Origin of the sequence: Actinomycetospora atypica (assembly GCF_042653685.1) — a bacterium.
GTDB lineage: Bacteria > Actinomycetota > Actinomycetes > Mycobacteriales > Pseudonocardiaceae > Actinomycetospora > Actinomycetospora atypica.
This window is the reverse complement of sequence record NZ_JBHSIV010000011.1, coordinates 114,417-127,839: the sequence shown is the minus strand read 5'-3', so window position 1 is coordinate 127,839 and position 13,423 is coordinate 114,417. Positions and strand designations below refer to the sequence as shown.

The window sequence follows — 13,423 nt, the reverse complement described above, 5'->3', positions numbered from 1 at the left end:
ATGAAGATCGTGGTGTGGGTCCTGGTCGGTATCGGCGCTCTCGTCCTGCTCGGCGGGGTGGTGCTCCCCCTCGTGCAGTGGCTGCTCGGGACGCTCGGGTGGCTCATCGCGGGTGCGCTCGTGATCGGCGGCGGCATCTGGCTCGCGAAGCGGGTCGGCGGGACGCGGGAGGTGGACGCGCCGCGGGACGCGCAGCGGCTCTCGTGACGCCGACCGGACGCTGAAGGCTGCGCCGACGACCGTGGACGTCCACTCGGGTCCGAGCCGGCGCCCGAGTGGACGCTGAGGGTCGACCCGGCAGCCGTCGGCGCCCACTCGGTACGGGTCGTCGCTCCGAGGCGGTCCGGGTGAACCGGGTCGTCGTGACTCGGTTCCGCCGCACCCCTTGAGGCGGCCGGGTGGGGCCAGCGACCGTGGACGTCCACTCGGGTGCCGAGCGGCACCCGAGTGGACGCCGAGGGCTGCGCCGACTGCCCTGGAGGTCCAGCCGACCCTCAGGCCTTCGGCGACCGGTCGGCCGCGGGTGAGAAGACCCCGGCCGGGAAGGCGCCGTTGCCCAGGGCGATCTTCGTCAGCCCGGCGCCCAGCTCGGAGAGTTCCGCGACGTCGTCGCCCACGCGCTCGAAGGGTGCGGCGGAGAGCCGGGTGGTCTCGGCCTCGATCCCGTCGCGGAAGGCCGCGCCGTCGGCGGTCAGGGCGCCCTCCCCGTCGATCAGCCCGCGCTCGCGCAGGCCCGACGACGCCTCGCCCCACTGCTCGGGCGACCACCCGCGGGTCGCCTGGGCGACCTCGGGGAGGAACCCGCGACCGGTGGCGGTGTGCAGGATCAGGGCCTCGAGCCCGGAGACCCCGGCGGCGAGCAGGGCGTGCAGGTGGGCGTCGCCGCGGTACTCGCGCAGCAGCGTGACCGCGTGGAAGAGCACGAGGTGCGGCTGGTCCTCGGGCCACGGCAGGTCGGCGTGGGCGGCGTAGAGCGGGCGGTCCTCGGGGGTGCACGCCTCGGTGGCGCGGCGGGCGAGGTAGCCGGCGCGGTCGCACTCCCGCGAGGTCGCGGCGTCGCCGAGCAGCCGGCGCAGGGCCCGGTCGGCGGCCCGGAGCCGCCCGTTGAGCACCGCGGCGGGGGCGGCGCTCGCCCAGACGCCCGGCACGAAGCGGGCGACGAGCGCGGGGTTGAAGTTGTAGTAGGTCGCGGCCACGACACCGGGGCCGACCGCGCCCATCGCAGCGGAGCGCTGCGCGAAGTACTGCGCCCGGGGGTGGGTGATGCCGAGCTCGGAGAGCTCCTCGGACACCTCGGGCGCGAAGTAGATCATCGAGTGCAGCGACTCGAGGCGGCGGTACGTGCGAGCGACGTCGGCGGGCTCCAGGGAAGGCACGGCTGCGCACGCTAACGCCGACCCACCTCCCGCGAGGCACACTGGCCGGTGTGACCCGCTGGCCCGACCGCCTCCCGCTCGGCGGGCTCGCCCCCCGCCGCCGCCTGTTCGTACTGGTGATGGCCGCGATCGTGCTCGCGGTGTCGGCGGTGGTGGCGGTGTCGGTGGCCCGGGAGTACGCGGTGCCGCCGCAGGCCGCGCCCGACGACATGGGCCCCGTGGTCCTCGTCCCCGGCTACGGCGGGAACACCGCCGCGCTGCAGGCCCTCGCGCTGCGCCTGCGGGTGGTGGGGCGCCCCGCCGTCGTCGTCGACCTCCCCGACGGCGGCACCGGCGACTTCGCCGCGCAGGCCGCGGAGATCGACGACACCGTGCGCGACCTCATCCGCCACGACGGCGCCACCGCCGTCGACCTCGTCGGCTACTCGGCGGGCGGCGTGGCCTCGTGGCTCTACCTGCAGACCGGCACGACGGCCCCGGCGGTGCGGCGCGTGGTGACGCTGGGCTCGCCGCTGCAGGGCGCCGACCTGGCGGCGGCCGGCGGCGCGCTCGTCCCGGGGGCCTGCCCCCGGGCCTGCCAGCAGCTCGCCCCCGGCAGCGCCCTGCTGACCCGGCTCGCGTCCGCGCCGCGCCCGGACGTCCCATGGCTGTCGCTGTGGACCGACCAGGACGAGACCGTGACCCCGCCGGAGTCCTCGGCCCTGCCCGGTACCCGCTCGATCCGGCTCCAGCAGGTCTGCGACGGCATCCTCATCGGCCACGGCCAGCTGCCCACCGCGGGCCTCGCGATCGGGCTCACCCTGCGGGCCCTCGGGACGCGGCCGCTGCCGGTCCCGGTGCCGGGGGACTGCAACCGGCTGCAGGCCGAGGGGGTCGGACGCCCGGTCCTCGTCGGCACCAGCTGAGTGATCAGTCGCATACTTAGCTGACGCAATCATCGGGCTGGGCCAGGGTCGGCTGCGTGACCGGAGCCGACGCACCCGTGACCCGCCGTCCCGGTCCGCTGTCCGACTTCACGCTCACCCCCCGGGTGCTGGTGATCGTCGCGTGGGCCCTGCCCGTCGGCGCCCTCGGCGCGGGGGCGGCGTGGCTGCTGCTGCGGCTCATCGGCGTGATCACCCAGGCGGTGTTCGCCGGGCGCGCGTCGAGCGAGGTCGCGAACCCCGGCACGCTCGGCGCCCCCTGGTGGGTGCTGCTGGGTGCGCCGGTGCTGGGCGGCCTCGTCGTCGGGCTCATGGCCCGCTACGGCTCCGAGGCGATCCGCGGCCACGGGATGCCCGAGGCGATCGAGGCGATCCTGTTCCGGAGGAGCATCGTCGCGCCGCGGGTGGCCGTGCTGAAGCCGACCTCGGCGGCGGTGAGCATCGGCACCGGTGGGCCGTTCGGCGCCGAGGGGCCGATCATCATGACCGGCGGGGCGATCGGCTCGGTCCTCGCCCAGCGCCTCACCGTCACCGACGACGAGCGCAAGGCCCTCATGGTCGCGGGCGCGGCGGCGGGCATGGCGGCCACGTTCAACGCGCCGCTCGCCTCGGTCCTGCTGGCCGTCGAGCTGCTGCTCTTCGAGTGGCGGCCGCGCAGCTTCCTGCCGGTGGCCGCGGCGGTGGTCGTCGCGACGCTGCTCCGGGGACCCATGCTCGGCTACGAACCGATCTTCGAGGTCGACACCGCCGGCTGGCACGTCGGGCTGCCGGCCGAGCTGCTGTGCGTCGTCACGGGCGCCCTCGGCGGGCTGCTGGCCGTGGTGGTCACGCGGCTCGTCTACGCCTCCGAGGACGGCTTCGCGGCGCTCGGGCGGCGGACCGGGCTGCACTGGATGTGGTGGCCCGCGATCGGCGGGCTGATCATCGGGATCGGCGGCCTGATCGTGCCGCGCGCCCTCGGCGTCGGCTACGACGTGATCGGCGACCTCCTCAGCGGCCGGGCGGCGCTCTCTCTCGTCGTGGGCATCCTCGTCGTGAAGTCGCTGATCTGGGGCCTGTCGCTGGGCTCGGGCACCTCGGGCGGGGTGCTGGCCCCGACGTTCATGATCGGCGCGGCGCTCGGCGCGCTCGCCGGGTTCGTCCTGCCCGCGGTGGGCCCCGGCTTCTGGGCCGTCGTGGGCCTCGCCGCGACGGTGGGCGGGGTGCTGCGCTCGCCGCTGACCGGGGTGGTGTTCACCCTCGAGCTCACCCACGCCTGGCCCGCGCTGCTCCCCCTGCTCATCGCCTCGGCGTCGGCCTACGGGCTGTCGGTGCTGCTGCTCGGGCGCTCGGTGCTCACCGAGAAGATCGCGCGCCGCGGCCGGCACCTGTCCCGCGAGTACGGGGTGGACCCGCTCGAGACCCGGTTCGTCGACGAGGCGATGGCCGACGCACCAATGGTGCTCGCTCCCGGGGAGGAGGTTCCCGACGACGCCCCGGGTCGCCAGCGCCTGTTCCCGCTGGTGGACGACGGCCGGCTCGTCGGGGTGGTGCTGCGGACCTCCCGCGCGGTCGTCGACGACCCGGTGGTGGTCGGACCCGACGACACCCTCGTGGTCGCCCGCGACCGCCTGCTCGCGGCCGGGGTGACCGCCGCGCCGGTCGTCGGGCCGGACCGGGAGCTGCTCGGGCTGGTGACGCTCGAGGGGCTGTTCGGTCAGCCGGGGACCGGTCAGCCCGCCAGCCCAGCCAACGCGTCAGCCGCCGGGATCACGTAGTAGGCGCCGGTCAGCGGCGTCGTCCAGTGGGTGAGGGCGTCGCGCGGCCCGTCCTGCCCGACCATCGCCTCGAGCATCACCGCGAGCGGGCGCTGCTCGGCGCAGAACCCGACGAACATCGTCCCGTGGCGCTCGGAGGTGCCCCAGGCGGTGTTGCGGCGGAAGATCTGGCCGTAGGTCTCCTGGTCGGTGCGGGCGGCGTGCGCGTCCGCGGGCTTCGGGTCCTGCTCGATGCTGTCGGCCTTGCTGCGCCCGATCACGGCCTCCTGCGCCGGCGTGTCGAGCGAGAGCCAGGCCGGTTCGTGCACCCACTTCTGCAGCAGCAGCACCGACCCGCCCGCGCCCGCGGCACCCTCGGGGATCGTGACGACACCCGGGGCCTCGGCGGCCGGCGGGTTCTCGGTGCCGTCCTCGAAGCCGGTGAGGTCGCGGTCGGCGTGGTGCGACCACGCCGGGAGCTCCTCGACGAGATGGCCCACCGGGCCCAGCGCCGCGACGACGGCCGCGGCCTCGTCGAACACCGTCGAGCGGTCGCCGCCGGCCACCCAGACCACCGCGTCGTGCTGCGTCGCGGGCATGGCGAACCCGTCGGGCCCCACCACCGGCTCGTCGAACCCGTGGGCGTCCGGGGCCCGGTCGGGTGCCACGCGGGCCCAGAGCTCCGGCCGGATCCCGACCACGACGCTCGTCGCACCGGTGGTCTTCACCGACGCCGCCAGCGACGCCGCGGCCGAGACCAGCGCCGCCGGGTCCTCCCCCGCGTCGAACTCGAGGTAGGCGTGGGACGCGGTCCCCAGGGCCAGGATGCCGTTCTGCGCGACCGCCACGGCGGCGGAGGTTACTGGGCCACGTCCTTCGTCGTGAAGTTCGCCCACGCCGCGAGCATGAGGACGACGACGTAGGCCAGCTGGACCAGCAGCCCGGCCCGGATGTCGCGCAGGAAGATCGGGTCGCGGAAGAAGTCGATCCAGGCCAGCCAGTAGCGGGTGGGCAGGTACGGGGTCACCGAGGCTGCCGCGTCGAGCGTGACCAGCACCTGCGAGGTGATCAGCGCGGCGAGGGCGCCCAGGGTCGCCCCGAGCGAGGACGTGGTGACCGTGGACAGGAAGAGCGCGATGGCGCCGACCCCCAGCATGGAGATCGTGATGTAGAGCATCGCGCCGAGCAGGCGCAGCGCGAGGTCGGCCGGGGAGAGCGCGTCGCCCGAGAGCGACGCGACCGAGTCGGCGGCCCGTTCCCGCGCCTCGGTGGGGTCGGACTGCACGGTGTTCCCGCCGGTGGCCGCGCCCGGGGCGGCCCCGGGGGCGTTGACCGCGGGGGTGGGAGCGTCGGCGGGGTCGTTCGCGGTGGCCGACCCGCCGCCCGAGGAGCCGCCGCCCGACGACGACCCGCCGCCCCCGCCCGGCGCGGAGATCTGCGGGATCGCGTTGACCACGGCCACCGGGTCGCCGGCCCCGAAGAGCGAGACCCCGACGACGTAGCTGGTGCCGGCGACGGCGGCGACCGTCGCCACCACGAAGACGACGACCGAGAAGAGCTTGGCCGCGAGCAGCTTCGTGCGGCCCACGGGCCGGACGAGCAGGTAGCGCAGGGTCCCGGCGCCGGACTCCCCCGCCACGGTGTCGCCCGCGACCACCGCGACGGCGACCGGCAGGAAGATCGGCAGGACGAGGGCCAGGGCGGCCGCCGGGTAGAGCGAGCCCGACTCCAGCACCGCGGACAGGAACGCCGCGCCCTGCCCGGGGGCGGGCGCGATGCGGGTGGTCGCGAGGAAGACGGCGACGATGGCGGGCAGCAGGCAGAGCAGCCCGATCGTCACCCAGGTGCGGGTCCGCAGGAACAGCTTGCGGAGCTCGACGAGGATCACGGGCGCCGCACCCCGCCGCTGCGCTCGCCGGCGCGGTCGCTGCCGGGACCGGTGAGCTTCACGACGACGTCCTCCAGGCTGACCTTCTCGGGGGCCAGGGCGTCGAGGCGTACCCCGGCGCCCACGAGGTGCGCGGCGAGGCCCTGCGCCCCCGAGTCGTCCGCGGGGACGACCACCAGCCCGCCCGCCTCGGTGCGCGCGACCACCGCGGCCCCGAGGACGGCCAGGGCGCGGTCGACGTCGGGGGTGTCGACGACCACGCGGCCGGTCTCGCGGCGGACGGCGTCGAGGGGCTCCTCGAGCACCAGCCGGCCGCGGTCGACCACCCCGACGTCGGTGCAGAGCGCCTCGATCTCGGTCAGCAGGTGGCTGGAGAGGAAGACGGTGGTGCCCGCCTCGTTGAGCTCGACGAGCAGTTCGCGGATCTCGCGGATGCCGTGCGGGTCGAGGCCGTTGGTGGGCTCGTCGAGGATGAGCAGGTCGGGCTGCGTGAGCAGGGCGCCCGCGAGCCCGAGGCGCTGGCGCATGCCGAGCGAGTAGGTCCGGACGGCCCGGCGGTCGACGCCGGCGAGCCCCACCCGCTCCAGGGCGTCGTCGACGCGGCGCCGTCGCCCGGAGCGCCGGCCCGGCCCGGAGGCGTCGAGCAGGTCGAGGTTGGAGCGCCCGGAGAGGTGGCCGTACGCGGCGGGGCCCTCCACCATCGCCCCGATCCGCGGCAGGATCTCGTGGACCTGCCTCGGCACCTCGTGACCGAGCACCCGGATCTCCCCGCGGGTGGGGAACACGAGGCCGAGCAGCATCCGGACGAGCGTCGTCTTGCCCGAGCCGTTGGGGCCGAGGAAGCCGTAGCGCTGCCCGGCGCGCACGTGGAGGTCGACGTCGTCGACGGCGGCCTGGGCCCCGTAGCGCTTGGTGAGGCCCCGGGTCTCGATCACGAGCCGGGCCTCGGGCGGCGGCCCGGGCAGGGGGTGCCGCGGCGCGGGGACGGATCCGGTGACCAGACGGCCGGTGCTCACGAGACGCTCCGCGCGATGTCGGTGACGGCGCGGTCGAGCACGTCGTCGGGGACGAGGCCGCCGACCGCCCACGCCCGGTCGCCGACCTCGACGACGGCGAGCTGCAGCAGCGGCGAGGACAGGGCACCGGCGGTGGCGTTCGCGCTCCGGCCGTTCGTGCGCTCCGGGGCGGTGACGGTGATGGTGCGGCCGTTGCGGCCGGCGCGCTCGATGTTGTCGAGCAGCGGACCCGAGAGGTCGGGCGGGAGCGGCACGACGACCAGCTGGGACAGCGTCGTCCCGTACTTGCCGATCGCGCCGAACCCCCGCTGGGGGCGCTCGCGACCGACGCCGTCGACGGTCGCGGGGACGGCGGCGGGGTTGCCGCGCCCGAGGACCCCGAACAGGTCCGAGGTGGGGCTGCGGGTGGTGCCCGCCCCGGGCGGGGCCTGGGCGTCGAGCACGGCGGGGTCGGGCGCGGCCTGCTCGAGCTCGAAGAACCGGCTCACGACGACGGGCGCCGGCGCCAGGACGCCGGCGGCGGTCTTCGTCCGGATCTCCACGGCCACGGGGAGACCGCTCGTGGGGTCGGCCCACACGTCGAGCGCGCCGACCGTCGTCCGCGGGTCGGCCACGGCCACCCGGAACCCGGGCGCATCGACGCCGGCGATCCGGCGCGGGGCCAGGCCGGACACCGGATCGTCGGGAAGGGTCCCGGAGAGCAGCCGCCGCGCGAGCTGCGGGGGCAGGAGGTCGTCGGAGCGGGGCAGGCGCACCAGCGGGTCGCGCCGGACGAGGGTGAGCAGCTGGGCGCCGTAGTCCCACACCGCCTGCCCGGTCGGCGTGACGTAGCGGCCCCGCTCGCCGCCCGCGTAGAGCTGGTCGACCCGGCTGCGGTCGGGCGCGGCATACCAGGCGCGCAGGCGGCTCGTGCCCGAGAGCAGGGAGGTGACGTCGGAGAACTGCGCGACGGTGGGCAGGTTCAGTCCGCCGCTCGCCTCCGCGTAGCCGCTCCATCCCACCCCGTCCGACGCGGCCACGCGGTCGCGGAGCTGGGCGGGCGGCATCTCGACGCTCGGGCTCACGGGCCAGGCGGCGACGACGGCCGGGACGGCGACCAGCAGCGCCGCGACGAGGGCCACCACGGCCCAGCGTCGGCGGCGCAGGGCCCGGACCGGGGGTGCGGACCCGCCGTCGTCGGCGGGGCGGAGGCGGTCGAGCAGCGTGGTGCCGGTCTGCTGCGTCTCCCGCACCCACACTCCGTCCGCCGCCCGCCCCGCCCCACGCGGCACTCCCGCATCGAGACTGCCAGGCGCGGTGCGGGAGTGCCGTGAATCCTGAGGACCGGCGGGCGCGAGCTCAGGTGGAGCGGGTCACACCTGCTCGAGGTCGCGGTCCCTCGCGTGCCGGGTGCGCAGCAGGCTCGCGACGGTGGTGACCGCGAGGACGCCGACGATCACGCCGAGGGAGAGCTCGATCCCGATCAGCGGCACCGGCACCGGCTGCCCGTCGTTGACGAACGGCACCGTGTTCGTGTGCAGGGCCTCGAGCACGAGCTTGACGCCGATGAACGCGAGGATCACGCCGAGCCCGTACTGCAGATAGACCAGCCGGGAGAGCAGGCCGCCCAGCAGGAAGTAGAGCTGGCGCAGGCCGAGCAGGGCGAACGCGTTGGCGGTGAAGACGATGTAGGGGTCCTTGGTGAGCCCGAAGATCGCCGGGATCGAGTCGAGCGCGAAGAGCAGGTCGGTGAGTCCAATGGCGATCATCACCATGAGCATCGGCGTGATCCAGCGCCGGCCGTTCTCGCGCACGGTCAGCTTCGCGCCCCGGTAGGTCTCGGTGACGGGGACGACCCGGCGGACGAGGCGCAGGAGCGCGTTCTCCGAGAACTCCTCGTCGTCGCCGCTCTTCTCCAGGCACACCTTGACCGCGGTGATGACCAGGAAGGCGCCGAAGAGGTAGAAGACCCAGGAGAAGCGGGTGATCACGGCCGAGCCCGCGAGGATGAAGCCGCCGCGCATCACGAGCGCGATGACGATCCCGACGAGCAGCACCCGGTGCTGGAACGCCTTGGGCACGGCGAAGGCCGTCATGATCAGCAGGAAGACGAAGAGGTTGTCGACCGAGAGCGAGTACTCGGTGACGTACCCGGCGACGAACGCCGTCGCCTTCTGCTGCCCGCCGAAGAGCATCAGTCCGGCGGCGAACAGGACGGCGAGCCCGACGTAGATCGCGACCCCGCGGCCGGCGTCCCGCATGGAGACCTCGCGGGGGTGGCGGGCGATCCACAGGTCGACGGCGAAGATCACGGCGAGGCCCGCGATGGTGGCCCCCCAGACCCACAGCGGTTCCCCGTCGACGGGGGCGACCGGGACCGACGGTCCGACGGCGGCGAGCGAGTACAACACCAGGTTCCTCCGGTGGGTATGACAGCACGATGACCACACCGGAGGTCTCTCCCGCCACCGCGCCCGGGACGGGCCACGGCACCGAGCGCCCCGGACATCTCTCCGCTGTCGTGCTGACGAGGCGCCCGCAGGCGTTCCGGGGATACTCCCCTCCACCTCGAACTGTCCCACCGGGATCTCACAGCGCGTGCCCGGGGTGTCACACGTCATCCGTCTGCGCGCACAACCTCTCCTCCCCCACGCCCACATCACCGCCGGCCCCTAGGGTTCGGTGGTGATCCGTTCGCGCCCCGCGCTCGTGCGTGCCTTTCCGTGCCGAGGCACGGAAACGCACGCACACTTCTCCCGCGCTCTCGTGGTCGGCCTCGTCGTCCTGCTCGGCGCGCTCCTCGGAGTGCCGGCCGCCTCCGCGGCCCCGGCCCAGTCCCCCGGCACGCGGGTGCAGGACCTGCGGATCGACGTGCGCGACGGGCCCGGCCGCACCCAGCCCCAGTCGCTCGACGCGACGCTCTACCTCCCGGCCCGCACCCCCGCCCCGGCCGTGCTGCTCGCGCACGGGTTCGGCGCGGACAAGCGCTCGGTCGCCGGGGAGGCCCGCACCCTGGCCGCACGCGGTTACGTCGTGCTCGCGTGGTCGGCGCGCGGCTTCGGGCAGAGCACCGGCCAGATCGCGCTGAACAACCCTGACTACGAGGTGGCCGACGCCTCCCAGCTCGTCGACTGGCTCGCCCAGCGCCCGGAGGTGACGCTGGACGGGCCGGACGACCCGCGGGTGGGCGTCATGGGCGGCTCCTACGGCGGGGCGCTCGCGCTGATGCTCGCCGCGTACGACCGCCGGGTCGACGCGACCGTCCCGCTGATCACCTGGAACGACCTCGGCCAGGCCCTCTTCCCCAACGACGCGGCCGGCCCCGGCGAGCTGCCGGTCACCGCCGCGGCCGGCGCGGACGCCCGCGACGGGGTGTTCAAGCGGTCGTGGGCGTCGTTGTTCTTCGGGATCGGCTCCCGCCAGCCGGGTGGCGCCGCCCCCGACGTGTGCGGCCGCTTCCTCCCCGAGATCTGCGCGGGCTACGTCGAGGCCGTGCGCACCGGGCGCGAGCCGGCCGCCCTGGGCGCCTACCTCGACCGGTCGTCCCCGGCCTCGGTCGCCGGTCGGATCACCGCGCCGACCCTGCTCGTGCAGGGCGAGAACGACACGCTCTTCGGGCTCGACCAGTCCGACGCGACCGCCCGGGCCATCGCCGCGGGCGGCGGCACCGTGGCCGTGGCCTGGTTCAACGGCGGCCACGACGGCGGCTCCCCCGACGGCGAGACCGACGAGCGCATCTCCGGCTGGCTCGACCACTACCTGCTCGGCGTGGGCTCCGCGCCGGCGACCACGTTCACCTACGCGCTGCCCTCGGGGGTCCGCAGCCGCTCCGCGCCCACCCAGCGCATCGTCACCGCGCCCTCCTACCCCGGCCTGGTCGCCCCCGGCGAGACCCCCGACCCCGCGCCGCGCGTGGAGCTCCCGCTCTCCGGGCAGAGCCAGGCCGTCGTGGCGCCGGCCGGCGGGGTGCCGGGCTCGGTGTCGAGCATCCCGGGGCTCTCCGCCCTCGCGGGCGGCGGCGGGTCGTCCGACGACGACGAGGAGGACTCCGGCTCCCAGGGCGGTGGCGGCGGCGGGGCCGGCGGCGGTGCGAGTGCGCTGCTCGGGCGCCTGGCCACCGACCTCCCGGGGCAGGCCGCGACGTTCCGCACCGCGCCGCTGGCCGAGCGCACGATCGTCTCCGGCTCGCCCCGGGTGCAGGTGAGCATCGCGACGGCGGGGTCGGTGGCCCCGGGGACGAACCCCACCGACGGCGGGCCCGTGCTCTTCGGCAAGGTCTACGACGTCGTCCCCGGCCAGAACGGCGCGCCGGAGACCCGCACGCTGCTCGGCAACGCCGTGGCCCCGATCCGGCTCCCCGCGCTGCCGCCGGACGGCAGCGCCCGCACCGTCACGGTGACGCTGCCCGCGGTCGTCGCGACCGTGCAGTCGGGGCACCGCCTCGAGGTGTCGCTGGCCACCACCGACCAGGGCTTCGCCTCCCCCGCCGACCCGGCCGTCTACCGCATCGACCTCGCCTCGCGGACGCTGTCGGTGCCGAACGTCCCCGGGGTCGAGACCGGCGGGTCGAGCGTCCCGGCCGGGCCGCTCGTCGCGATCGGGATCCTGCTGCTCGCGGTGGCCGTCGCGGTCGTCGTCGGGAGGATCTTCGCGGCCCGACGACGCCGCCGGGACCTGGAGCCGGGCGGCGACCTCGCGGTCGACCCCGAGCTCGTCGAGGTCCCGCTGGTGGTCCGCGGCGTGGCCAAGACCTACCGCAACGGGTTCGTCGCGGTGAAGGACGTGTCGTTCCGGGTGGAGCGCGGCCAGGTGCTCGGGCTCCTCGGGCCCAACGGCGCGGGCAAGACGACCACGCTGCGGATGCTGCTCGGCCTCCTGCGGCCCACCGGCGGCGAGCTTCGGGTGTTCGGCGTGCGGGTGGTGCCCGGGGCGCCGGTACTGGGCCGGCTCGGCTCGTTCGTCGAGGGCCCGGGCTTCCTGCCGCACCTGTCGGGCCGCTCGAACCTGGAACTCTACTGGGCCGCCACCGGACGTCCGCTGTCCGAGGCCCGGCTCGACGAGGCCCTGGAGATCGCCGGGCTCGGGACGGCCGTCGACCGCGTGGTGCGCACCTACTCCCAGGGCATGCGCCAGCGCCTCGCGATCGCCCAGGCGATGCTCGGGCTGCCCGACCTGCTGGTGCTCGACGAGCCCACCAACGGGCTCGACCCGCCCCAGATCCACGCGATGCGCGAGGTGCTGCGGCGCTACGCGGGCGAGGGTCACCGCACCGTGCTGGTCTCGAGCCACCTGCTGGCCGAGGTGGAGCAGACCTGCGACCACGTGGTCGTCATGCACCGCGGCGAGGTGGTCGCGAGCGGCGAGGTCGCCGAGCTGGTGGCCGGCGGACAGCTCGCGGTGGCCGTCGCCGAGGGCGAGCGCGACCGGGCGGTCCGGGTGCTGAGCGACGGCGGCTGGGCGGCCGAGGCCGACCCGGAGCGCGAGGACGTGGTGGTGGTCGACAGCGGCGCCGGCGAGGACGGCCGGGCCGCCGCGGTGCGGGTGCTGGTGGAGGCCGGGATCCCGGTGGTCGGGGTCGGGCCGCGCCGCCGCCTCGAGGACGCGTTCCTCGCCTTGATCGGAGAGTCGTCGTGACCAACAGCGATGTCCGGCTGGGGCCGCGCCGGGACTCGTCGGGAAGGACCCTGCCGGTGCGGATCGAGCTGCTGCGCCAGCTCCGGCGCCGCCGCACCCAGATCACCCTCGGGCTCTTCGCGCTGCTGCCGGTGATCCTGTGGATCGCGTTCTCGGTGGGCAACTCCTCGACGCCGGGCCAGGCGGGGGTGTCGCTGACCGACCTCGCGCAGACCTCGGGCCCGAACTTCGTGACGTTCGCGTTGTTCTCCTCGGCGAGCTTCCTGTTCGTCGTGGTGGTGGCGCTGTTCTTCGGCGACACGGTGGCGAGCGAGGCGTCGTGGTCGTCGCTGCGCTACCTGCTCGCGATCCCGGTGCCCCGGGTGCGGTTGCTGCGCCAGAAGGTGATCGTCGCGACGCTCCTCTCGGCCGCCGTGATCGGCGTGCTGCCGCTGGTGGCGCTCGCGCTGGGAACGCTGGTCTACGGCGACGGGCCCTTCACCTCGCCCACCGGCGAGACCCTCACCTACGGGGTCGGCGTGCTGCGGCTCGCGCTCGCGGTGATCTTCGTGGCGCTGCAGCTCTCGTGGGTGGCGGGCGTGGCGACGCTGCTCTCGGTGGTCACCGACGCCCCCCTCGGGGCGGTCGGCGGCGCGGTGCTCGTCTCGATCCTGTCGCAGATCCTCGACACCATCGACGCGCTGGGCTCGGTGCGCAACGCGCTGCCCACGCACTACTCGTTCGCGTGGACCGACCTGCTCACCGCCGACGTCGACGGCACCGAGATGGCCCGCGGCGTGCTGTCGTCGTTCATCTGGGCCGCCGCGTTCGGGGTGACCGCGGTGTGGTGGTTCCGGCGCAAGGACATCGTGAGCTGACGCTCTCGTGAGCA

General features: G+C 75.2%; 11 protein-coding genes. 5 read left to right on the top strand and 6 right to left on the bottom strand.

Features of this window, described 5'->3' with window-relative positions; translation table 11 throughout:
• Positions 1-207 carry a hypothetical protein gene (locus ACFPBZ_RS12970; RefSeq protein ID WP_378036465.1) on the top strand — a complete coding sequence of 69 codons (207 nt, stop codon included), beginning with the start codon at positions 1-3 and terminating at the stop codon, positions 205-207.
• Positions 208-494: 287 nt separating this feature from the next.
• On the opposite strand, the gene ACFPBZ_RS12965 is transcribed toward ACFPBZ_RS12970, so the two are convergent.
• Positions 495-1,367, bottom strand: a complete 873-nt coding sequence (locus ACFPBZ_RS12965) for an SCO6745 family protein (protein WP_378036522.1) — start codon at positions 1,365-1,367, stop codon at positions 495-497.
• A gap of 59 nt (positions 1,368-1,426) precedes the next feature.
• Between ACFPBZ_RS12965 and ACFPBZ_RS12960 the strand changes: the two genes are divergently transcribed.
• Both ACFPBZ_RS12960 and ACFPBZ_RS12955 read left to right on the top strand, forming a co-directional pair.
• On the top strand, positions 1,427-2,281 hold the full coding sequence (locus ACFPBZ_RS12960) for an esterase/lipase family protein (protein WP_378036464.1): 855 nt from the start codon (positions 1,427-1,429) through the stop codon (positions 2,279-2,281).
• 56 nt (positions 2,282-2,337) lie between these two features.
• Positions 2,338-4,056, top strand: a complete 1,719-nt coding sequence (locus tag ACFPBZ_RS12955; RefSeq protein ID WP_378036463.1) for a chloride channel protein — start codon at positions 2,338-2,340, stop codon at positions 4,054-4,056.
• Here the strand turns inward: ACFPBZ_RS12955 and ACFPBZ_RS12950 are convergent.
• From ACFPBZ_RS12950 to ACFPBZ_RS12930, 5 genes are all read right to left on the bottom strand, one after another.
• Entirely contained in the window at positions 4,011-4,883 is an 873-nt protein-coding gene (locus ACFPBZ_RS12950; RefSeq protein ID WP_378036462.1) for a Dyp-type peroxidase, read from the bottom strand. The two genes, ACFPBZ_RS12955 and ACFPBZ_RS12950, sit on opposite strands and share 46 nt — an antisense overlap.
• An 11-nt stretch (positions 4,884-4,894) precedes the next feature.
• Positions 4,895-5,923: an ABC transporter permease gene (locus tag ACFPBZ_RS12945; protein ID WP_378036461.1), complete on the bottom strand. Its 1,029-nt coding sequence runs from the start codon at positions 5,921-5,923 to the stop codon at positions 4,895-4,897.
• Positions 5,920-6,939, bottom strand: coding sequence for an ABC transporter ATP-binding protein (locus ACFPBZ_RS12940; RefSeq protein ID WP_378036460.1), 1,020 nt, complete (start codon positions 6,937-6,939; stop codon positions 5,920-5,922). The genes ACFPBZ_RS12945 and ACFPBZ_RS12940 overlap by 4 nt, the downstream gene beginning before the upstream one ends.
• A complete protein-coding gene (locus tag ACFPBZ_RS12935) occupies positions 6,936-8,171 on the bottom strand; it encodes a hypothetical protein (RefSeq protein ID WP_378036459.1) in 1,236 nt (411 codons plus the stop codon). The genes ACFPBZ_RS12940 and ACFPBZ_RS12935 overlap by 4 nt, the downstream gene beginning before the upstream one ends.
• A 120-nt stretch (positions 8,172-8,291) precedes the next feature.
• Positions 8,292-9,329, bottom strand: coding sequence for a TerC family protein (locus ACFPBZ_RS12930; RefSeq protein WP_378036458.1), 1,038 nt, complete (start codon positions 9,327-9,329; stop codon positions 8,292-8,294).
• Between the two features lie 355 nt (positions 9,330-9,684).
• On the opposite strand from ACFPBZ_RS12930, the gene ACFPBZ_RS12925 reads away from it, so the two are divergent.
• Together ACFPBZ_RS12925 and ACFPBZ_RS12920 are read left to right on the top strand one after the other, a co-directional pair.
• Positions 9,685-12,552 (top strand): alpha/beta fold hydrolase, encoded by a 2,868-nt coding sequence (locus ACFPBZ_RS12925; RefSeq protein WP_378036457.1) that lies wholly within the window; start codon positions 9,685-9,687, stop codon positions 12,550-12,552.
• Positions 12,549-13,409, top strand: coding sequence for an ABC transporter permease (locus ACFPBZ_RS12920; RefSeq protein ID WP_378036456.1), 861 nt, complete (start codon positions 12,549-12,551; stop codon positions 13,407-13,409). Before ACFPBZ_RS12925 ends, ACFPBZ_RS12920 begins: the two co-directional genes overlap by 4 nt.
• Positions 13,410-13,423 lie beyond the last annotated feature (14 nt).